Source organism: Anabaena sp. UHCC 0399 (assembly GCF_034931465.1).
Taxonomy (GTDB): domain Bacteria; phylum Cyanobacteriota; class Cyanobacteriia; order Cyanobacteriales; family Nostocaceae; genus Trichormus; species Trichormus minutissimus.
In genome coordinates, this window is sequence record NZ_JAYGGZ010000014.1 from 1 (window position 1) to 20,508 (window position 20,508).

Annotated in this window: 21 protein-coding genes and 1 CRISPR repeat array; of the genes, 16 read left to right on the top strand and 5 right to left on the bottom strand. The window is 40.2% G+C overall.

The annotated features are described in order from the left end of the window. The first annotated feature begins 65 nt into the window (after positions 1 to 65). Positions 66 to 635: direct repeats of the CRISPR family, unit length 37 nt; unit sequence GTTTCCGTCCCCTTACGGGGAATTGGTGGTGTCTAAC. 333 nt (positions 636 to 968) lie between these two features. Both cas2 and cas1 read right to left on the bottom strand, forming a co-directional pair. Continuing rightward, the gene (cas2, locus tag VB693_RS09965) at positions 969 to 1,253 is read right to left on the bottom strand and encodes a CRISPR-associated endonuclease Cas2 (protein ID WP_323266122.1); all 285 of its coding nucleotides are present in this window, start codon (positions 1,251 to 1,253) and stop codon (positions 969 to 971) included. Between the two features lie 92 nt (positions 1,254 to 1,345). After that, positions 1,346 to 2,446: a CRISPR-associated endonuclease Cas1 gene (gene cas1, locus VB693_RS09970; protein ID WP_323266123.1), complete on the bottom strand. Its 1,101-nt coding sequence runs from the start codon at positions 2,444 to 2,446 to the stop codon at positions 1,346 to 1,348. Between the two features lie 70 nt (positions 2,447 to 2,516). On the opposite strand from cas1, the gene csx18 reads away from it, so the two are divergent. The 16 genes from csx18 to VB693_RS10050 all read left to right on the top strand — a co-directional run bounded on the left by csx18 (position 2,517) and on the right by VB693_RS10050 (position 15,943). Next, positions 2,517 to 2,822, top strand: coding sequence for a CRISPR-associated protein Csx18 (gene csx18 / locus VB693_RS09975; protein ID WP_323266124.1), 306 nt, complete (start codon positions 2,517 to 2,519; stop codon positions 2,820 to 2,822). Positions 2,823 to 3,123: 301 nt separating this feature from the next. After that, complete coding sequence (cas10, locus tag VB693_RS09980; protein ID WP_323266125.1) at positions 3,124 to 5,448, top strand: type III-B CRISPR-associated protein Cas10/Cmr2; 2,325 nt, start codon at positions 3,124 to 3,126, stop codon at positions 5,446 to 5,448. Then, on the top strand, positions 5,445 to 6,155 hold the full coding sequence (locus tag VB693_RS09985) for an RAMP superfamily CRISPR-associated protein (protein WP_323266126.1): 711 nt from the start codon (positions 5,445 to 5,447) through the stop codon (positions 6,153 to 6,155). Before cas10 ends, VB693_RS09985 begins: the two co-directional genes overlap by 4 nt. Positions 6,156 to 6,200: 45 nt before the next feature. After that, positions 6,201 to 7,490, top strand: coding sequence for a CRISPR-associated RAMP protein Csx10 (csx10, locus tag VB693_RS09990; RefSeq protein WP_323266127.1), 1,290 nt, complete (start codon positions 6,201 to 6,203; stop codon positions 7,488 to 7,490). Continuing rightward, positions 7,487 to 7,903, top strand: coding sequence for a hypothetical protein (locus VB693_RS09995; protein ID WP_323266128.1), 417 nt, complete (start codon positions 7,487 to 7,489; stop codon positions 7,901 to 7,903). Before csx10 ends, VB693_RS09995 begins: the two co-directional genes overlap by 4 nt. A 33-nt stretch (positions 7,904 to 7,936) precedes the next feature. Then, on the top strand, positions 7,937 to 9,253 hold the full coding sequence (locus tag VB693_RS10000; RefSeq protein WP_323266129.1) for a TIGR02710 family CRISPR-associated CARF protein: 1,317 nt from the start codon (positions 7,937 to 7,939) through the stop codon (positions 9,251 to 9,253). Between the two features lie 5 nt (positions 9,254 to 9,258). After that, on the top strand, positions 9,259 to 10,176 hold the full coding sequence (gene csx7, locus VB693_RS10005) for a CRISPR-associated RAMP protein Csx7 (RefSeq protein ID WP_323266130.1): 918 nt from the start codon (positions 9,259 to 9,261) through the stop codon (positions 10,174 to 10,176). Between the two features lie 10 nt (positions 10,177 to 10,186). Continuing rightward, the gene (locus VB693_RS10010) at positions 10,187 to 10,807 is read left to right on the top strand and encodes a hypothetical protein (RefSeq protein ID WP_323266131.1); all 621 of its coding nucleotides are present in this window, start codon (positions 10,187 to 10,189) and stop codon (positions 10,805 to 10,807) included. A gap of 25 nt (positions 10,808 to 10,832) precedes the next feature. After that, positions 10,833 to 11,783 carry an RAMP superfamily CRISPR-associated protein gene (locus VB693_RS10015; protein ID WP_323266132.1) on the top strand — a complete coding sequence of 317 codons (951 nt, stop codon included), beginning with the start codon at positions 10,833 to 10,835 and terminating at the stop codon, positions 11,781 to 11,783. Next, a complete protein-coding gene (locus VB693_RS10020; protein ID WP_323266133.1) occupies positions 11,780 to 12,238 on the top strand; it encodes a hypothetical protein in 459 nt (152 codons plus the stop codon). Before VB693_RS10015 ends, VB693_RS10020 begins: the two co-directional genes overlap by 4 nt. Beyond that, positions 12,235 to 13,284: an RAMP superfamily CRISPR-associated protein gene (locus VB693_RS10025; RefSeq protein ID WP_323266134.1), complete on the top strand. Its 1,050-nt coding sequence runs from the start codon at positions 12,235 to 12,237 to the stop codon at positions 13,282 to 13,284. Before VB693_RS10020 ends, VB693_RS10025 begins: the two co-directional genes overlap by 4 nt. Before the next feature lie 2 nt (positions 13,285 to 13,286). Then, complete coding sequence (locus VB693_RS10030) at positions 13,287 to 13,910, top strand: hypothetical protein (RefSeq protein WP_323266135.1); 624 nt, start codon at positions 13,287 to 13,289, stop codon at positions 13,908 to 13,910. A 135-nt stretch (positions 13,911 to 14,045) separates the two neighbouring features. Further along, positions 14,046 to 14,447 carry a hypothetical protein gene (locus VB693_RS10035; protein WP_323266136.1) on the top strand — a complete coding sequence of 134 codons (402 nt, stop codon included), beginning with the start codon at positions 14,046 to 14,048 and terminating at the stop codon, positions 14,445 to 14,447. A gap of 392 nt (positions 14,448 to 14,839) precedes the next feature. Further along, the gene (locus tag VB693_RS10040; protein WP_323266137.1) at positions 14,840 to 15,007 is read left to right on the top strand and encodes a hypothetical protein; all 168 of its coding nucleotides are present in this window, start codon (positions 14,840 to 14,842) and stop codon (positions 15,005 to 15,007) included. Beyond that, positions 14,988 to 15,146, top strand: a complete 159-nt coding sequence (locus VB693_RS10045) for a hypothetical protein (protein WP_323266138.1) — start codon at positions 14,988 to 14,990, stop codon at positions 15,144 to 15,146. Before VB693_RS10040 ends, VB693_RS10045 begins: the two co-directional genes overlap by 20 nt. Positions 15,147 to 15,238: 92 nt before the next feature. Continuing rightward, entirely contained in the window at positions 15,239 to 15,943 is a 705-nt protein-coding gene (locus tag VB693_RS10050; RefSeq protein WP_323266139.1) for a Uma2 family endonuclease, read from the top strand. Positions 15,944 to 15,964: 21 nt separating this feature from the next. Here VB693_RS10050 and cas6 read toward each other — a convergent pair whose 3' ends face one another. The 3 genes from cas6 to VB693_RS10065 all read right to left on the bottom strand — a co-directional run bounded on the left by cas6 (position 15,965) and on the right by VB693_RS10065 (position 20,402). Then, on the bottom strand, positions 15,965 to 17,077 hold the full coding sequence (cas6, locus tag VB693_RS10055; protein WP_323266140.1) for a CRISPR-associated endoribonuclease Cas6: 1,113 nt from the start codon (positions 17,075 to 17,077) through the stop codon (positions 15,965 to 15,967). Between the two features lie 416 nt (positions 17,078 to 17,493). Further along, entirely contained in the window at positions 17,494 to 18,189 is a 696-nt protein-coding gene (locus tag VB693_RS10060; protein WP_416233380.1) for a hypothetical protein, read from the bottom strand. A 131-nt stretch (positions 18,190 to 18,320) separates the two neighbouring features. Continuing rightward, positions 18,321 to 20,402, bottom strand: coding sequence for an S-layer homology domain-containing protein (locus VB693_RS10065; RefSeq protein ID WP_323266142.1), 2,082 nt, complete (start codon positions 20,400 to 20,402; stop codon positions 18,321 to 18,323). Positions 20,403 to 20,508: the final 106 nt, after the last annotated feature.

Sequence of the window (20,508 nt, forward strand, 5' to 3'; positions counted from 1 at the left end):
TTACGGGGAATTGGTGGTGTCTAACATTAGAAGCTAACGACAAATTAATCAAAGTATCCTTGAACGTTTCCGTCCCCTTACGGGGAATTGGTGGTGTCTAACGGCTCGTGCTTCGTGGAATGAGAGGGCCATGCCTCCCAGTGTTTCCGTCCCCTTACGGGGAATTGGTGGTGTCTAACTAATAGTTGTGGAGTAAAAAGATAGTAACAGGTGACAATAGTTTCCGTCCCCTTACGGGGAATTGGTGGTGTCTAACGGTACGACTGTTATATGTGTGGGGGAAATTAATGATACCGGGTTTCCGTCCCCTTACGGGGAATTGGTGGTGTCTAACTGTTGGCTGGTGCTACCAAACAGAACCGCCAGACGTAAGCGACGTTTCCGTCCCCTTACGGGGAATTGGTGGTGTCTAACAGTCACAGTTCAGGCTAGCCAGGTAAAAGAACACGCTACGCGTTTCCGTCCCCTTACGGGGAATTGGTGGTGTCTAACATTATACAGATGCTGTTAGCTCTTTAAGAATATCGTTTCCGTCCCCTTACGGGGAATTGGTGGTGTCTAACTGGCGGTAGCGGCCCTTCTGCGGACGTTCGTACCGGTTTCCGTCCCCTTACGGGGAATTGGTGGTGTCTAACCCTACCCTTTGGAAACTATTGATATATTTAGTTTTCAAGGTTCAGTTGCGCCGAGCTACGGATAAGACAAAGTAACTTCAAGCATCAGTAGTAAAATCTAAAAGCTATTTTTATGAAAATTTAGCTTTACAGATAATTTAACCAAAAAATCGCCAGTAGTCAAGGCAAAAAACCAAACTTTTCTTTTATTAACACAACTTTACTCTTACATACTCCTGATAAATCGCTGCGACAAACTTGCCGATAACTTTACATTCTGTTACAAACCGCCAATCACTAGCAAAATCATCAACTTCAGCCTGCAAATCCCCACCAAAGACCAGACATCAAGCTTCACAAAATTAAATAATCTGGCGGTTCGTAAGGAGGTTGACTTCCATAAACTCGCGTTTGCTGTTTTGCAGTTGCATCTAGGGGATAAATCCTCAAACTATCCTCATTCAACTTCAGCGTAGGTAGCCAACGCTTCTCCAGTAGAGAGTTAATAGTTGACTCATCCAAAGGACACTCAAACACCGAATACTGTACCCGTTGACAGCGTTGTTCTAACAACTTCGCCAACTTAGTCCGCCGCTTATCGTCTGGTATGTCGTAACACACTAAATAAAGTTTTGGCATTAATTGAGTTTTCCCCAGAATTAATCTCATGTTCGTAGTCAGGACTTTAGTGCAATTGCAAGAAAGGACTAAAGTCCTGACTACAAACCAAGTTACTTAATCACAAACGCCTCATAGTCTAAACTCGACTGTAATAAACAGCGTCCTAAACTGCGGCATTGTTCTAGTAAAATTTGACTCAAGCTTAACTGACGATTTTGCGGCGGGTAAAGCATGGTAGTGCGAAATCTTCTCTCCAACTCACCCAGTAATAACTTTTTCGCCATAGTTCCCAACCAAATCCCCACCCCGTCAGGAGAGGGTAGAAAATCATCAGGTGTCAATAAATCCGCCTGAATCAGAGAAATCACCGCTTGGTCTACCACCACCGGTCTAAATTCCTCCATCAAATCCAACACCAAATTCGGGCGATAAGGTTCAATTGCGTGAAAAAATCCCAAATATGGGTCAAGTCCCGCCTGAACACAAGCCGCAAACACCCGCGCCAACAATACCCCATACCCCCAACTCAGCAACGCATTCACTGGGTCTAATGGTGGACGGCGATTGCGTCCGTTAAAATTCCACTGGCTAGGAAACCAATGCTTAAGTGCTTGATAATAAGTACGAGCGCAAATCCCTTCTACTCCCATCAGTTCATTCCGATTGAGGGGAGTTGTAGTCTTACCCAACTGGGAAGCATAGACACTGATTAAATCTATCGCCTCCGTTAATTCGCTAATTTGTCCATTAGTAGCACGGTTACGCCGTTGTAGCAGCACCCGTTGGTTACGAACTTTACCGATAACTAACTTTTGTGCTAACGCCATCCCGAAAGTAGTTTCCACAGTCCGGTATTGCGCTAGGCGAATAGTCGGGTTAGTCGCAAACTGTCCTTGAAGACGACCGCGAAATTGTCCATCTTGACGCAAAAAAATCGTCTCAATACCCCGGTCGAGTAACCGAGAAATCACTACATCCGTTAACTGTACGCCGGGTAGAACTATAACTAGAGTCAATTCCGCCAAGCGACACTTTGTAGATTGTTGCTGTTTCACAATGATTAAGGATTCATTGCGATCGCGCACAATAGTTCCTGGTTCAGTTAAATATAGGGTGGTCATGTGTAATTCGTAGTTCGTAATTCGTAATTCGTAGTTAGGAGTGGGGAATTGGGGTAACAATTTTCTCTTGTCCCTCTTATTCTCCACCATCCTGGAAGACCCCTCTTCCAAGGGGGTGTACAATGGGGTCATCCTAAATTAACGAGACGAGGTAAAGATTGTGTCTACATCTGTAGCGAAGAAATTGATACGCTATCGTAGCTGGATTGTGGCGGTAGTGAATGCAGCAACGACTTGGGTAATTTTGATTATTGCGCCGCTAGGTTTGTTCGCGGTGATTAGTTGTACTGTCGCTGTATTTTTAGGTAGTTTACTAGTGGGTGAGATTTGCGACAGGCTTTCATTCCAACTTTTGCGTAACCTCCAGCGCGATATCATGGAAGCCAGGCGCGAGACAGATAACCTTGATGTGGGACTTTCTAGCTATCTTGACTTATCCACACAACAAGAGGAAAAACGTAAATAAAACCATCAGGTTTGTGCTTAAGCAAACAGCAGAACCATCAAAATTTGTAATATCAGATGCCATTGATGAAATTACCTGCTAATAATATCTAAGGTCAGGTTAATAACTGCGACATCAATTATTAAGTATTTTTGCGGCTGTGAAATTTGTTCATACACGCCGACATGATTGTGCAAAAGATTGGATTGCTTAGATAAATGTCTCAGTAGGTGCTGTTTGTGAATTTTATTTAAGCAGGTAAGAATTTTGACAAAGTGTAAAGATTATTTCAAGTAATTAAATTACTAAGATTGCCAATTTTATGACAGACTCTCAAAAAAATATCGCCGTAGCAATTAGCTGGTGTTTAGCCTGGGGTAATCAGCGTGAACCTAATAATTTAGTAACTCAAACGCGTAAAGCGTTGACGGAGAAAAAAGAATTACCGCAAGAATTTCAGGAGTTGGTGAACAAGGTACAGAAATTACAAGCGGAAAACTTTCCTGATACTCTAGAGAAATTAAAAGCCTTACCAGCGAAATATCCAGAACATTGGAATGCTGAAATTGGCTTAGTTTATGGTGGTGCGACTAAGATTAAACAATATGTATTTGAAGCCGCCAAACTCCCAGATATTCGTGGTGCTTCTGCACTGCTGGATAGAATTAACCTAGTTGACTTACCTGCTTTTTTTCACTGCGAAACTCATGATGATTATCCCCAGTGTCAACGTGCTGAAGATTATTGTCAGAACGAAGTTAGAAAAGAATGGTTAGACAAAGATAGAAATTTTCCTGAACTTTCACAAGCACTCATTCCAGAATTAATCATTTATTCTACAGGTGGAAATATCTTGGCATTTTGTCCGGCTGCGTTTATTGATGATTTAGCTAACGCAATTGAAAAACGCTACACCGAAGAAACGTTAACGGCTAACTCTTGTGCAGTTGGTGAAAAATTTAAGCTGCTAGAAATTAGATGTGGGCTATTGCCAAATATTATTAATAATGATACATTTTGGATGGATAAATATTTAAATAATCTCAAACATCCATTAATCAAAGCTTATTTTGAACAACCTGATACATCACCAGAAAAAGCTTTTGAAGAACGCAAAACATTTAATGAATTAGCTGGTAAATTAGCATCCCTATTTAATCAACGACGTAACGGTAATGATATTTCTGATCGTCCCAGTCGTCGCTATCCACCAATGTTTGAAACCCATCCTTATATTATAAGAGATGAAGGCGATCGCCGTTCGGCCGTCATGCAAGCTGAAGAACTCCCCAATCAGCCTTGGTTTTCCGAAGCCTCCGCACGTAAGCGATTAGTAGGACAAATAGCTAAACGAGATAATAGTTCTACAGAATGGTATAAAAAATCAGGTTTTACATGGCAATCTGAAGACAATGCTATAGAAAGTTGGGTAAATAAATTTGAAGATTTCTTATACGAAATACCACATAAATATTATGGTAAAGTTCGCTCAGAAAATATTCACCCTAGCCGAGTGAAAGAAGCACTTTCTGTCAGAGAAATTGGTGATGCTTGCCAATCTAAAGGTTTCGTTGCCTATATCTACGCAGATGGTAATAATATGGGTGGTTACATTCAAAAAGTAATTAAAACACCAGAAGATTACAAAAATTTTAGTAGAGACATTTTTAAAGCTACAGAAGAATCTGTATATGCAGCCTTAACAGAACATCTCGAACCCCATAAATTAAACCAGAATTTACAAGCCGAAAGAAAAAGTACAAAAGCAGTTTGGATTCATCCCTTTGAAATTTTAACAATTGGTGGTGATGATGTGATGCTGATTGTCCCAGCCGATAAAGCATTAGCTATTGCTAAAACCATCGGCGAAGAATTTGAAAAAATACTTCTCAACAAAAGTGGTGATTATCAAGAAAATAAAACTTATCAACCTCAAGATGTGCATCGTTACCATCATACAAAACAGGTTACTGGTGAGAGACAATGCAAATTAAGTATGTCAACTGGTGTACTCATCACAGCAGAAGATACGCCGATATACTATGCACAAAAGCTAACTGAACAACTACTAAAATCTGCTAAAAAACAAGCAAAAGAACTGAAAAAAAATGACTACTATGGTGGTACTGTAGACTTCTTAGTGATGAAATCAGTCACAATGATTTCATCTAATATTAGTGAGTTTCGCTCAAACGGATTAACTAAAACTGGAAAACTCCAGCAAAAACTCAAATTGTATGCTGCACCCTATACACTGCATGAACTTGGTGGATTATTAGCAACAGCTAAGGCTTTGAAAGAGGTTGAATTTCCCAAGTCGCAACTTTACCAAATTCGGAGTTTGCTAGAACGAGGTAAACAAACAGCTATACTCAATTATCTATATTTCCGAGCGCGACTGAGTAACAAAAAAGCTCAAGAATTGTTAAAAACCCAATTTGAGGACGCATGGTGTAAACCTAAAGATGACAAAAATAAAGGAAACCTCGCACCTTGGATGTCTTTAAAAGAGAAGAAAGAAGACTCAGATGATAAAGTCACCTATGAAACTATTTGGCGAGAGTTAGTAGATTTATATCCGTTTATCGAAAATCCCAACAAAAAATTTAAATCTTCTCAGTCAGAAGCGGGGGTCTTGCAATCATGATTACATTAGCAAACTTACCCCAAAACCAAATCACAACCATCAAACTTACAGCAGTAATTGATACAGCTTTGTGTGTGGGTGCTGGTGGTTCTGATGGTTCACTTGCAGATAAACCCATAGTCCGCAACGCTAAAGGACAATTAATCATTCCCGCGTCCCAACTCAAAGGAAGACTGCGCCACGAATGTGAAAAATTAGCTAGGGGTTTAGGATGGGAAATATTTGATTCACCTAAAGCTGAAACCTTAACTCCAAAACAGGAACAAGTAGACAGCCGATTTTTAGACGAGTATCAAATACAAGGTTACAAAGGTTATCACTGCTTAATTTCCCAGATATTTGGAAATCCTGTACTTCCATCTCGCATAGTCGTTGATGACTTGATTTGTCCTCTAGAACGAGATGATTTACCAGAGGTATTACGTCCCGGTGTCACCATTAACCGCCGCCGTCACACCGCAGAAGATAACAAACTCTACTTTCTAGAAACTTCCCCAGCTAATAACCAGTTGGAATTTATCGGACACATTCACCTATTACCAGACTGTCCTACCCAGACTAAACCATTGATTTTAGCAAGCTTGCGGCATATTCACGCCCTGGGGGGAAGTAAATCGGCTGGTTTGGGTTGGCTGAGTTGGAAAGACTTGCAAACTTTACCACAAGATGATCAAGCCTGGGAAACGCTACTACCAAAACCCAACTAATTCTAGTTTTAATTACGAATTACGAATTGCGAATTACGAATTATCATGAAGCGGATTAAGTTAAATATTACAGCATTATCACCACTGGCGATCGCCGGTCAAAAACCTGGTTCTGTCAGTGAAGCCGAAGATCACATTCCTGGTTCTGTAATTCGGGGTGCTTTAGCATCTCAGATTTTACAACTATCCCAACAGCAAATAGCAGATATAGCCGACCAAGATTTAACAGCCAATGGTGGTGAATTTGCATCATTATTTTTAAGTGATGAACCAGCGATTTTTCAGAATGCTTATCCAGGCGTAGCTAAAATCGGCGAAATTTCCCAGGTTGTAACTGATGATGTGATGGTTTTACCAGCTACAGCAGTTAGTTCTAAAACTAAGTCCGGCTTTAAGTCCAACAAAGGTAACGGAGTTTTTGATACTTTAATTGACCGATTCTGTGCAAATGCGTACAATTATCCTTACGATCCTAGTGATCCAGAATCTATCAAAAAAAACACAGATACACGGGTTGAACCATACACCGGGTTTTACAGTTGTCACGATGGCAAATATCGCAGTCATTCTGTTAGCACCCGCTTTTTAACACGAGTGGGAATTAACCGCCGTCGTGCTACATCCGAGGAAGAAATACTTTATAGTATTGAAGTTTTAAATGAATCATTTGTAGAGAACCCTAAAGAACAAAATTGGCATCCTGTAGTTTATCGCAGTGCAATTTTACTTGAAAATGAAGACTTAGCTAAATCTCTCGCAAAATTTATTAATGATAATTCTCATATATTTCGGTTAGGTGGTGCGACTTCAAGAGGTTTAGGTAAAGTTCAAATCGAAGCGGAACTTGAAGAAGCTAGCACAGATGTTGAAAAAAGAATTACTAAGTTTAACGAACAATTAAAACAGCGTTGGCAACTTTGGTCAGTTTTCGGTCAACCAGAAAATAACTTATTAGAAAATTGGATCTACTTTACCATTGACTTACAATCTGATGCAATTCTGACAGAAAATTGGCGACGCACCACAGTTATTTCCGAGAAAATGCTCAAGCAGTTTACAGAAATCAATGATTGCTTAGAACTACATACAGCCTACAGTAGCTATAACTATCGTTCTGGCTGGAATGCTGCTTGGGGTTTGATGAAAGATATAGAGTTAGTCACAACTAGAGGTGCTGTTTATTTATTTAGTGTGAATAAAGAAAAGGAAAAAATATGGACTGATAAACTACAAGAATTAGAACTGAAAGGAGTAGGCGATCGCACCTGCGAAGGCTTTGGACAAGTGCAAATTTGTAATGAATTTCATAACGTATTTAGGGAGAATGCAAAATGAGTGATTTTTCAGAACAACAGAAGTTACTAAAAATCCAGAAAGGTATCCGCCAAGTTGAAGATGATTTAGTTAAATGGATTCAAGATGCTTTAGATAATAAACAATCTTATGGTGATTTAGAAGAATCTCAATTTCGTAACTTAGTGCGTATTTCAGACACAACAGACAGTGCAGAAGTAATTAAGAACTTCTTGCGTTATCAAGTAGGACGTGATAAGAAATGGGGGAAAGGTAAAGGTTCTTTAGCAGAAAAGATAGTTGAAGATATTGACACCAATATTAAAAAAACTGCTGAAGATATAGCAAAATCTTGCCAAGCCGACTATAAACCTATTTGGCTAGAATTGATTCGCCGTTATCTAGGATATGGCGCACGATATCTGAAATTTTTACGAGATGGAAATAAAAATTAAAAATTATTTTATAGTAAGGAAAACAGTATATTTATGCAAAAAATTCTTTTAGTCACAGTTGGAGGTTCTTATCAACCCATTATTACGGCTATTCGTGAATTAGAGCCTGATCGCGTTGTTTTTATCTGTTCTGATGGTAGTAAAGGTAGTAAATCGCAGGTAATAGGAGAAGGAACACCATGCGAAATCAGGCGTGGAACTGAAGTAATTGAAAGATTACCTAATATTCCAACACAGCTAGGATTAGGTGATCGGTTTCAACCAGATAGAGATTTGATTTTTATTCAAGAACCAGATGATTTAGCTGAATGCTATCTTAAAGTGACATCCTCTATTCAGAAAATTCAACAAGATTCACCAAATGCTCAATTGATGGCTGACTATACAGGCGGTACTAAATCTATGTCTGTAGGGTTAGCAATGGCATCTGTTGATTATCAAATCACACTGTATGTAACTACAACTGTCCGCACAAACATTATTAAGGTTGACAGAGGAGAATTAACAGGACAAGCCAGTATAGCACCTGTAGTTGCACAGCGAACTATTGAACAATTTTTACCAATTTTCTTACAACAATACAACTATCCTGCTGCGATCGCACAACTCAGAAGACTCTTATCTTCTATGTCATTACCACCTGAAACTAGACGTAAAATTCAAAGCTTATATGCTTGTTGTTCAGCTTTAGATGCTTGGGATAGATTTGAACATAGGGACGCTTTAGATTTACTTGAGCCTCAAATGAGACATCCTGAACTTAGAAAACTAGCGATATTTCTCAAACGTGTAATTAACAGCAGAGGACAAATAGATAAAGATTTCGATTGTAGTAGTGGTACAGAGGGACATGGCTACGAAATTGTACAGGACTTACTAAATAATGCTCAAAGACGTGCGGCTCAAGAACGTTATGATGATGCTGTTGGCAGACTTTATCGAGCTTTAGAATTATTAGTTCAGATTCGTCTTAAGAAAACATACGGTATAAAAACAGGTGATGTTGATATTCAGCAATTACCAGAGGCTTTACGAAGTGAATATGAGCAACAACGCTCTCCTGTTAAGGGTGTAATTCAACTAGCTTCAAGAAAAAGTTACGAACTGTTAGGTAAACTTCCCAATGACCCTATAGGAAAGCTTTATCAAAAAAATGCCAACAAAATTATTAATGTTTTAGAGGTTCGTAATAACTCATTATTTGCTCATGGGTTTAAACCGATTAATAGTGATGATTATCAAAAAGTAAGTGAAGTATTTACCAATTTTATTCAATCTGCTATTACATCTGTTGTTGAACCTAAATTACAATTACAACCTCCACAGTTTCCCAATACTTTAGAAGTTTAAAACCTATGTTTGACACCTTCAAAAATCGCCTAGAAATCACAGGCGTACTCACCACAATCACAGCCTTAAGAATTAGCGCAGGTCGTTCTAGTGAACCCATAGGCTCAGATTTACCTGTAATTAAAGATGCTTTGGGTAATCCAATAATACCAGGCTCTAGCTTTAAAGGTGCAATGCGATCGCGCCTAGAAAGTTTCCTCCGTGGTATCAATCCAGATTTAGCAGCCAATCCCGCCATAGAAGCCGAATGGTCAATTACCAATGACCGGATGAATGGAGAAAATGGTATTAAGAAAGATGTTGAAAAAGAACTTGAAAAATATCCCCAAGCAGAACGAAGTGGAAAAAGGGATCAGTTACTCACAGAGAAAATTATTAATGAAACTGATCTAATTTCTCTCCTCTTTGGTTCACCCTGGATAGCCAGCAAATTCCAAGTGCGTGATTTAACAATAGTAGCGGACACATGGTTTGGACAATATCAAGAAAGAGACGGTGTCGCTATCGATAGAGACACCGAAACCGCCGCAGACGGGAAACTCTACGACTTTCAAGTTGTACCAGCAGGGACGCAGTTTCAATTTAAAGCGGTGGTAGAAAACGCCGAGGAATATGAACTGGGACTGTTGATGATTGGGTTACACCAGTTTGAGACGGAACAGATACCACTCGGAGGAGGGCGATCGCGTGGCTTAGGTGTGGTTAAACTAGATATTGAGAAAATGCGCTGGCTTGATGTCAACAACGACCCAGAAAAACTATTAGCTTACCTACAAGAATTAGTTAATACGAATACAGGTGAGGATATACCCAGCTATGAGGATGGTAAAACATTCAAGAATCAATGGACTCAAGCACTTATCAATAAGTTAGGTGAGAATATATCTAAGACTCCCAGCACTGAAGCAACACAAAATTCTTGAGGAGGTCAATATGGCTTTCAGTAATTTCAAAACCATCGGTGAAGTTCTCAAAACGTTTCAAGTCACTTATACCGAAGCCAATTTTATTAATGAACTTGCTTTTACTATTTCTGACTATTTCCGCGAAGATTTAGAACTGATGATGCGGGATGCTGTTGTTGATAACTCAGAGTTTGCTATTTGTGAAAACCTGATTTATCCAGTTATCAAAGAAGTCTGGAAAACCTACCGCCATCATTTTATCCTCTGGAGTCATCAATCATTAAATTATCACGAAAAATTATCGGGTTTTCCTGAATATATTTTAGCTAAACGTTCTCCATTAGGAAAAGTAGTATTTGACAAACCATATTTCATTTTAGTAGAAGCCAAGCAAGATAACTTTGAAGCTGGCTGGGCGCAATGTCTAGCAGAAATGATTGCGGCTCAACGACTCAATGGAGAATACCAAATAATAATTTATGGCATTGTTTCTAATGGTGCAACATGGCAGTTTGGTAAATTAGAAGGAGAAAAATTTACTAGAAATATCACGCCTTACACTATATACGAACTAGATAAATTATTTTCTGTTGTAAATTTTATATTCCAACAGTGTCAAGTACAGCTAAATAATTTAGTAGCAGCTTAATCTTTATTATCAAATAAATCCAATCATGCACAAAAGATTTGTCAATCACTGCACAATTCATTTAACCATCATACCTGATGGGCCGATTTTAATTAAATCAGGAAAAGAAGGAGCAGACCCCACAAAACCTGATATGGAATTTGTCGAAACCTATCACGCTGGGGGACGTTCAATTTATTTACCAGGGAGCAGTTTAAAAGGAGCAATTCGCGCTCATGCAGAACGCATAGTTAGGACTGTAGGGAGAGATAGACGCGATAATAATTCTAGTTTACCTTGGGCGAATGACCCTTTAAATGATAAATATGACTATCTCAATAATGTTAAATCAACCAGCGATATTTATAAACTTTCTTGTTTTACCGATCAAATGTTTGGTAATACTTCTATTGCTAGTCGTGTCAGAATTGAAGATGCTCACCCAGATAGTTCACAGCCTCTCAGAATTGAAGAACGTAATGGTGTAGCCATTGATAGAGTATTTGGTTCTGTCGCAGTTGGGCCGTTTAATTATCAAGTCTGCACTGCTGGGGAATTTAAAACTAAAATCCATCTCAAGAATTTTACTTTAGCGCAATTAGGTTTAATTGGTTTAGTCTTGCGAGATTTAAATGATGGTTGGTTTGGTTTAGGCTTTGCCAAATCTCGTGGATTGGGTACTGTAGAAGTGAAATTAAATCAAGCTGTTGTACAGTATCCTGGTTGTATTTTATCAGAAGATAAACAGCAAATTTATGCTCTGGGTAGTGAGCAGAAATGGAGTAAGACTTTTCTTTTAGGTGTAGGGGAATTTTTACAAATTGAAGATGCAAAATTATATGGTTTTGCTAAACCAGACCATCAAGATACACCAGTCGCCGCGCAAGAAATGGATTTAGGTTTTGGTGTCCAACTTGTTTGGAGAGAAGGGACAGTTAACGATTTATTTGCAAGATGTGTTAGGTCTTGGAGTCAGTTATTAGTGGGTGCAAAATGAATCCTTTTGTTGGTTACAAGCAAGTACCGTTACAAGTTACTGAACTGATAGAATTAATCACAAAAATGGCTGAATTATCCCCGAAAAATAGTAACTTTTTTTTACGGTGGAGTCATCAAGTAAGTGGAATTATAGATAAGTCACCAACAGCAAATGAATTTCCAATGCTGGAAGGACAGATGTTTAATTATGATTATGAATTACGTTGGAAGCAAAAACATAAAAATACATATGAAGTGCTAATGTTGAGTATTTTAGGGGAATATTCAGGTTTTGAATTATTGGGTGAAAATTGGTTGACCAAAGACCATGATGCTCATTTATATCTACCTACAGAAACTCGTTTTCCTAAAGGATTCTCTCCTACAGATGTAGATGTAAAACAGCGATATTTTATTGATGAAAAAACCGCATCTGTACATTTTGTTGCTCTCACTACTAAAAAATCAACATGACAAGAACTCCTCCCCCACTACCCAGAAGACCGACTCCTAGAGAGTCATCTAACCCAGAACTAGCACCAAAGCCTTATGAGTTCGTTTCTTTCCCGTCAGAACGTCCTAACTTACAGCGTCCGGTGGGACATCATAAATATTTAAGCGATCGCCTACACGGTACACTCTATCTTACCCTAAAAGTGCAGACATCCCTGCACATATCCACCGGGATAGTTGCAATGGGTAGCGATATCGGTAGCAACCGCATCCCTCTAATTAAAACAATGGCGCAGGGAGTTGACCAAAAGCTCTCAATTCAAGGTAGTTCTCTCAAAGGTTGCATTCGGTCTGTATATGAGGCTGTAACCAATAGTACATTAGCTGTTATTACTTCTAAGTATAGAGATAAAATTCCCACAGAACGCCTACCTTGTCGCAACAAAGAACAACTGTGTCCAGCTAGTCGGGTATTTGGTGCATTAGATTGGCAAGGTCTGCTAGATTTTAATGACGCAAAGTGTGAAAGCATGGGCTTTAGCACTGGATTTATGCCATCCTTATATCGTCCCCGACCAGACCAAAGTAGCGCATACTTTATTAGAGGTAAAGCCGCAGGTCGTAAGTTTTATTACCATACCATTAAAGCCATTGATAAAGGACAAAATTCTGGTGTCCCCGTCCAACAAGCGGGGAGAGAATATACTTTCAAAACTCAATTACATTTCAAAAACTTACTCCCAGAAGAATTAGGAACTTTATTAATTGTATTAGGACAAGATTCTAAATATCCCTTAGCTTTAAAAGTCGGTGGTGGTAAGCCTATTGGGATGGGAACAATGACAGTAACTATCGATAAAATCAAACAGCCGCAAAGTTTAAAACAGCGTTATTCATCCTATGAAATTAGCGAAGCTGATGAACTCACAGGAGAAAAATTAGCACAATTTAAAGAGCAAAATATTCAAGTTGCACACTCACGCCTCATTCAAAAACCACAACTAGAAGAACTGACACAAGTGCTGCGCTACCCCACTGACCGCGAACCACCATCAGGGATGTATTAACTATGACCATAACAGATGCACAATGGGAAATTGCTCATGCGATCGCTCTAACTCTAGTAAAAGATAATACTGATGTCAACGAGTTAGGCAAAGCGGTTGCTTATCTGCGTGGTTACGTTCATCAACCAGATGCAACTTCCAGGTTTTTTAAGTATCTCAAAACCTTGGTAATTAATGGTAGGCAAATAGGACACAGTGGGAAAACTACAGATTATTATCGCAGTATCGATAAAGCTTGTAGCGATTATCTCAAAAGTGTTAGTGATGCTGACACCATCCTGCAAATTTTAGGTTGGGTATCTCGCCTCATGCGTTATTACAAAGATGCTGGCGTTCCCATTGGTGAAATTGCTACTCCTACAGCACCATCTGTAGAGTCAACGCGTCAAGCAGAAATTGCACAGGCCAGTAGTAATCAAAATTTTGTGGTAGGTCAAATCATGGAAGCTATAGTTACCGCCATAAAAGGTAATAAGGTGACTTACGAAATTCTAGAAACTACTCAAAAGCTGACTCAAAAAGAGCCAAGAAAAGCACCATTGCTGAGTGAGGGACAAAAAGTTAAGGTTGAGATTTTAGATTTCAAAGAAGACGGAAGCATAAGAAAAGTACAATGTATTGAATGATACTAAGTTCTGTAATGTATTGAATGATACAAAATTTTTATTTGGCAGATTTATATTTTCCAATGTAACATTAAATTATTACTCAAAATGAAGAATTTTGAGTGTTTAAGATTAAAACTTCTGGAGAAAAACAATGTGTCAAGAAGGCTAAATAATCAAAAGCAACCGACTCAACAGTATCGACAACCTCTAGCTAGCGTATTTAATGTGGAGAATGTAGTTATGAAAACCCAATTCAATATCTCTGTGTCCGTACAAGTCACAGTGTCTTCTCGTATATCTCACTTTGTCTCAAAGGATAGTCACACCTCTGCACTACAAAAAGAGGAAGTGCCTAAAAATTCAACCAAATTCAGCCTTCAGAGTAATTATCAAACAATTCAGCGTCTCCTAGGAATTTTATCTGTCTTACTGGTTGCTACAAATAATGGCATTCAAGTTTGGCAAAATTTACATAGTAACGAAAATATTAGTTACCTGTCTGATCAGTTATCTAGCATAAAGAAAGTTCAGCTAAATTCTAGAAAAACTGAATAAATATAAAAGCCTTGCTTTTGCAAGGCTTTCCTCAAATCCTTCTTAATAATGGCTAAGAACTAGTCTTTCTTAAGATGTTGCTGAATTATTAAATTTCAGAATTCACTCTATCAAAATCCTACTCTCTGTGAGTCCATATCTCTGTTTGAGATAAATTCATATCTGAATTCAGCAATGCTTGTCTTATCTTGAGACCAACTTGACTTTATCAGTCTGTAAAGATATTGTTTTAAATACTAGGAGCAAGATGTTTCAAACGCCTTAACAGGCTTTTCCGCCTACCCCGCAAGGGGATTGAAACACGCTCCTAGACGTTGATACTACCGTTGATTCGGTTTTTTCAACTTCCCCGCAAGGGGATTAAAAAGCGAAAAACTGAGCAACAAAAGTTAATGAAAACAAAGCCTTATAGTGAGTTGCGAAAGCGAATGACACCTGAGCGTAGGGCAGAAAGTGCAGCCCGTGCTAAGATGATGCTGCTTCAGATTAACCTGATGGAACTGAAGGAATCTTTAGCACTGACAAAAAATGAGTTAGAAAATGACCTCAGTTTTTTTTGAGCCTGCGATTTCTGAATTAGACACCCAAGAAGATATTCAAGTATCTACACTCTCTCGTTGTATTCAAGCTTTGGGTGGAAAGTTAAAAATAGTGGCTCATTTTCCCGATGAAGAGATTACCCTAGCTAAATTTGGTTGATAGCTAATTATATAAAATAGGGGAATGTAGTTGCAAAGTTTACATTTGGTGTTAACTTTGCGATCGCTACCAATCACTTTATTCCAACTACTATGTACAAGTACAATCCCTTAGACTGCTTACCTTCATCGACAGAATTACCAGACTCGGATGATACACCAGTGGATAACGAACTGCAAATATTAATTCCCAATTTGTTGTTAGCCATCTTAGCGACAATCTGGCAAAGCCGTGATGATTGGTTTTTTGGTATCAATATGGGTATATATCATACGCCAAATCAAGGCGCGATCGTTCCAGATGGATTTCTGAGTCTGGGTGTAGAACGTTTCGTGGGTGAAAATGGACGTTCTAGCTATGTTCTATGGGAAGAAGAGGGTATTCCCCCAATTTTAGCTTTAGAAGTAGTTTCGCAAACTTACAACGGCGAATATGAGCAGAAAAAAATTGATTATGCCGAGTTAGGCATTTTGTATTATGTCATTTACGCACCAACGCGGCTACGGCGTAAGCGTCAGCGTTTAGAAGTTTATCGCTTAGTAGAAGGTAAGTATATTTTACTGTCAGGTGATAAAATCTGGATGCCTGAAATTGGCTTAGGTATTGGACGCGAACGGGGGACTCATCAAGGTATGACGCGGGAATGGCTGTTTTGGTATGATGAAGCAGGTCAGAGATATCTGACACCAGAAGAGGCAAAATTTCAGCAACAGCAACAACTAGAACAAACTCAGCAACAACTTCAAGAACTTTTAACTAAATTACAACAAAGAGGAATTGACCCCAATACACTTTAACAGTTATCAGTAAAGGCTAAACTACTCAACCTTCAACGCCCGCCGCGCCAGCTTTGCGTAAGTCTTCACCGTTTCATAAGGCATTTGCAAATCTCCCGCCACCACTTGCAACGACTCGCCCATTTCCCGCCGTGCTAATATAGTTGCCCACTTTGATGCTACCTCAGAAGCGCGATCGCCTCCCGTCCTTTTTCGTTGGGCTGTAAATATCTCCGTTAACTCCTCAATTCTACTTGCCAAGAAACTTTCTACCTCTGGTACATCTGCGACAACTTGCGACGACCAACCCAAGCGGGTTTGACCCAAGCCAAATGTCGTTTTATGACCAGTACCGCAATAGGGTGCTAACTTACCTAAAGCATAAAACAACTGATAAAATTCCGGTTGTTGCAACGCTTGTCTAGTCAAACTAAACTCTACTGCACCTGTAAAACCTGTCACCGCACCCTTCTTGCCTGCTAGTATTTTTACTGAGGCGATTTGATGACGGGTAATCAGCACAGACTCATCTACCCAAGCTAGAAATGTATCTTGGGCTATCGGTATTCCTGAAAAATCATTCCAACGGCGTAGGTAACTATGAAATACATTCATCGGTACAGGTAAGGGTAGATGATGACCTTTGCGACGAAAGCTAGTAGGACTGATAAATCTTAAACTGAGATTTCCTCCATCTTCAGCATTAAGTAATTGAGTATAGGTTGTAGGCGCATGAACAATATTACACGCAAGAATCTGTAAAGGTGCATTCCGCAAACTCACCTCTGAAGGCAGATTTTTGACCCACTGTGCCAACCATTGCACCACTCTACCTGATAATGCTGTCACAGACCAACGATAGGTTTGATTAGCAAAAATTTTTAATTGCTTCCCACTACTGACTAATTCGCCATCCAATGCAGAGATAGTGAAGGGTTTTTCTGACTCGCCATCATGGAGATAAGCAGAAAGTTCTGGATTGGTTGAACGTACTTGGTCGAGAAACCAGGCATGGAGTCCAATGGTGTACTGAGGGTACAAAGACACATCTACTTTTGTGGCTAACTCAAATTCCAGTCCGACTAATTCTGTCTCTAGTGGCCAGTCGGGGTCAGAATTTGGGAGATTGATTTTGTTCTTGGGGCGACGCACCATTTATGCACTAGGTTGAGAGAGACAATGTTGCATACTTGCAGGATGACTTTGTTGGTTTTGTAGCATAGACAAGATGCCCGCCCTAATTATACAAGTTAAATGTGTAATACATTAAGCGATCGCCCTGGGAGGATTTCATCAACCTAGGTTTTTTACACTCTGCTAGCTGATCATAGAGAAAATCAGATGCGATCGCTTCAGGAACTTCTCAAGGGTGTGTTAGGCGATGACCAAATTGACTAAGGTAATTCCAACTTAGAGGCGTTAAGTTGGCTCATTTAACAATATATTCCGGTACTAGTGAAAATTTGCAGTTTGCAGAAACAACCAGACGCGCAAAAAATACCACCTAAAAAATAAATATCTCCATCTCTGGGTGAGAGCGTTAGCGCAGCTTACTGTAGGTATCGCTCTCACTAGACACTATATATTTGATCCCCGGATATGGCTTTGAGTTTAGAGGTAAATGATTCCGAGCGATCGCTCTTGGCTGGGGTAAACTGCCCAATAGGTGGATGATTTAGAGTGATGGATGGATCATTTGTCTCTTGATGGGGGGGTTCTGCGGGCTTTAACCTTGGTTGCACAGCAGTCGTCACTGCACCCACCGTAGACGCTGCCAAAACTCTTGTTTCTGGTAGTGGTGCGGCTTTTTGCAGGAATGTTTCTTGGTGTTTGACATTCATCAATTGAATGGACGACTGGCTACCATTGTCATTTTCGACTGGCGGGGATGAAACTAACACCAAATCGGGATCATAGTTGACTCTCTCAGACACCGTTGGTTGTTGGTGAAAATTTAACGCCGTCGTGGTAGTAGCCGTTAAACTGGCGGGAAATTGGCTACAAATTAGGCGTTCAAATTCCATATTAAAATGATAGAAAACTTGCCCTCGGCGCAGCCAAAATGCCAATATTTGCTGCACGGAAATTCCTTTATAGCGTCCTTGATAGAGAGCTTCAATGACCGCTAAATGTAGCCAATCTGGTGGATATTGTTTCCGCCAACGATGAATTAGCTCACTAGCACTGTAGCCACTGAGGTCAAAACTATAGTGAATTAAGAGGGCGATCGCCAAGTTGGCACAAGTTACTGGTACTGATTGTGACATGGGACTGTTGGACGCTGGCAAGAGGTGTAGATGATCTACCCAGTGCTTCTGGGAGACTAACCTGTAGGGAACTGTAGGATTTGTTACCAAGAGTTTCCAAGCTGATAAGCAGTGTCTATTATTCTACTTGGTCAATTGTCAACTGTCGAAATTATATAGGCTGAATTAACACTTGGCGCACGTTGAATTGCAACTAAGGCTTGATAGACCATTGCGGCAACTTCTGCCCTGGTTGCTTCCCGCGTGGGTGCTAGTAGTTTGGGGTCGGGGTGGTTAACAATAATTCTCTCTTGGGTGGCAGTAATTACGGCTTTACGGGCATACTCAGGAATTGTATTACTGTCAGTATAAGTGAAACTATTATTATTGGTTGTTGATAAGGCAAGTCCATTAACTAAGGAAACAATCACCTGTAGCCTTTGGACATTTTGGTCGGGGCGGAAAGTGCGATCGCTAAAACCACTGACAAAGCCACCACTAGCGGCGATTTGTAAAGCCTGATAAGCCCAAAAATCTTTGGGTACGTCAATAAAGTCTGTAGCTGGTCTGCGGGGTGTAGGGTTGAACGCACCCGCCACTAAAGCCGCATATTGGGCGCGGGTCATGGGTTTATTGGGCTGGTAACTACCATCAGCAAAACCATGAGTGATCCCCATATCTGCCAAGCCGCGAATAAATGCTTCCGCCCAGTGTCCGCCGAGGTCGGTGAAGGTGGGAAGGGCAACATCAACCCTCACAATATAAGGTGAAGCGATCGCCTGTTCTTGTCCATTTGTCACTAAAGCTTGATAAATTAATGTAGCAACTTCGGCGCGGGTGATATCTCGCAGTGGTTCTAGTTGATCTGTTTGGGGATAATTTACCACGAGTTGTTTTTCGGTGGCGGTAGCAATGGGATTGGTGGCATAACTGGGAATTTGGGCGCGATCGCCATATACACTTAACACATTGGGACTACCACCACTCAGCTTTAAGCCATTCACAACAGAAACTATCGCCTGCACCTTAGTTAAATTCTGCCCTGGTCGAAATGTACCATCAGGGAAGCCGCTAATAAAACCCATCTGGGCGGCTTTGGTAATTGCTGACGCTGCCCAAAAGTCAGATTTGACATCTTTAAATTGACTTTGGGGATTATTAGTGGGCAAATTAAAGGTTTTGGCAATCACCGCCGCATACTGGGCGCGGGTAATGGGCGCATTAGGGGCAAAAGTGCCATCAGGAAAGCCGCTAATAAAGCCCTTACCTACCAAAGCTTCCACAAAAGCAGTAGCCCAATGTCCAGCTAAGTCAATCAAACTGGTGTTAGCCGACTGCATGGGGTTATCTATGGTAGCGGCGAGAAAATTCACCTGACCCTTCACTTGGGTAGGATTTAACTTGTTACCCACAGAAATCAATGGCTGGACTGAGGAATTTTGAATATCAAATCCTCCATTGTCACTAAATATATTCCCGGCTACATCTTGAGTATTACCCAAATCAGGGACGGCATTTTCATTGACGAGTAGCCCACCTTGGGTATTTTTAATAATCAGGTTATCACGCAGCACCGGCCTAGCATTGCGAGAAAGTGCGATCGCAGTCCGATTATCAGATAATTTATTATTGGCAATTAAAGGTGCAGCAAAGTCACTAATAACGATACCCAAGGGATTCTTTTGCAAGACATTCCGCAAGACTTCCCCTTTACTATTACGTGCCATAAACACACCACTAGCGGCATTCTGCACAAATACATTATCGAGAATATATGGTTTAGCCGTACCGCTAGTAAATACACCTTCTCGACCGCAGTTAGTAAAAGTATTGTTGACTATATGAGGTGCTGTTGATTCCAGCCAAACCCCAGTTCCCTTAGCCACGGGATTAGTCACAGTCACACCTCTGAGACTGGTTTTATTCAATAAAACTAAGGTGACATTCTGCACACCAAAGCTAGGGCTTTGATATTCTCCACTCCCAGAAATTAAAATACCCGCACCTTTATTAGCTTCATTACCAAGCACCGTCACCTTTTCGGGGATTACTAGGGGAAACACTTCCTTATTCACAGTGCTATAAGTCCCCGCCGCCAACTGAATAATTGCCGGGGAAGTTGCTTTTAAAGCACGAGTCAGGGTTTTAAACGGACTTGTCCGTGAACCAGAGTTAGCATCATTCCCCGTAACAGGGTTGACATAGAGTGTGGCAATGGGGTTAGTATTCACCATTGATAATTAAGCAGCAATTGTTTAAATGACACCATGATAAAACAACAGTAACGGGAAATTGGGAATAGGGATAGGGAACAGGTGATAGGTGACAGGGGATAGGAAG

What these genes read in the sequence shown, in the direction of transcription:
- VB693_RS09995 (WP_323266128.1), top strand. Translation starts at nt 7,487, where the DNA reads ATGAGTGATTTTTCAGAACAACAGAAGTTACTAAAAATCCAGAAAGGT.
- VB693_RS10050 (WP_323266139.1), top strand. Translation starts at nt 15,239, where the DNA reads ATGTACAAGTACAATCCCTTAGACTGCTTACCTTCATCGACAGAATTA.
- cas6 (WP_323266140.1), bottom strand. Translation starts at nt 17,077, where the DNA reads ATGGTGCGTCGCCCCAAGAACAAAATCAATCTCCCAAATTCTGACCCC.
- VB693_RS10020 (WP_323266133.1), top strand. Translation starts at nt 11,780, where the DNA reads ATGAATCCTTTTGTTGGTTACAAGCAAGTACCGTTACAAGTTACTGAA.
- VB693_RS10045 (WP_323266138.1), top strand. Translation starts at nt 14,988, where the DNA reads ATGACCTCAGTTTTTTTTGAGCCTGCGATTTCTGAATTAGACACCCAA.
- VB693_RS10065 (WP_323266142.1), bottom strand. Translation starts at nt 20,402, where the DNA reads ATGGTGAATACTAACCCCATTGCCACACTCTATGTCAACCCTGTTACG.
- VB693_RS09985 (WP_323266126.1), top strand. Translation starts at nt 5,445, where the DNA reads ATGATTACATTAGCAAACTTACCCCAAAACCAAATCACAACCATCAAA.
- VB693_RS10060 (WP_416233380.1), bottom strand. Translation starts at nt 18,189, where the DNA reads ATGTCACAATCAGTACCAGTAACTTGTGCCAACTTGGCGATCGCCCTC.
- VB693_RS10000 (WP_323266129.1), top strand. Translation starts at nt 7,937, where the DNA reads ATGCAAAAAATTCTTTTAGTCACAGTTGGAGGTTCTTATCAACCCATT.
- VB693_RS10015 (WP_323266132.1), top strand. Translation starts at nt 10,833, where the DNA reads ATGCACAAAAGATTTGTCAATCACTGCACAATTCATTTAACCATCATA.
- VB693_RS10040 (WP_323266137.1), top strand. Translation starts at nt 14,840, where the DNA reads ATGAAAACAAAGCCTTATAGTGAGTTGCGAAAGCGAATGACACCTGAG.
- VB693_RS10030 (WP_323266135.1), top strand. Translation starts at nt 13,287, where the DNA reads ATGACCATAACAGATGCACAATGGGAAATTGCTCATGCGATCGCTCTA.
- VB693_RS10025 (WP_323266134.1), top strand. Translation starts at nt 12,235, where the DNA reads ATGACAAGAACTCCTCCCCCACTACCCAGAAGACCGACTCCTAGAGAG.
- cas1 (WP_323266123.1), bottom strand. Translation starts at nt 2,446, where the DNA reads ATGGTGGAGAATAAGAGGGACAAGAGAAAATTGTTACCCCAATTCCCC.
- csx7 (WP_323266130.1), top strand. Translation starts at nt 9,259, where the DNA reads ATGTTTGACACCTTCAAAAATCGCCTAGAAATCACAGGCGTACTCACC.
- csx10 (WP_323266127.1), top strand. Translation starts at nt 6,201, where the DNA reads ATGAAGCGGATTAAGTTAAATATTACAGCATTATCACCACTGGCGATC.
- cas10 (WP_323266125.1), top strand. Translation starts at nt 3,124, where the DNA reads ATGACAGACTCTCAAAAAAATATCGCCGTAGCAATTAGCTGGTGTTTA.
- cas2 (WP_323266122.1), bottom strand. Translation starts at nt 1,253, where the DNA reads ATGCCAAAACTTTATTTAGTGTGTTACGACATACCAGACGATAAGCGG.
- VB693_RS10010 (WP_323266131.1), top strand. Translation starts at nt 10,187, where the DNA reads ATGGCTTTCAGTAATTTCAAAACCATCGGTGAAGTTCTCAAAACGTTT.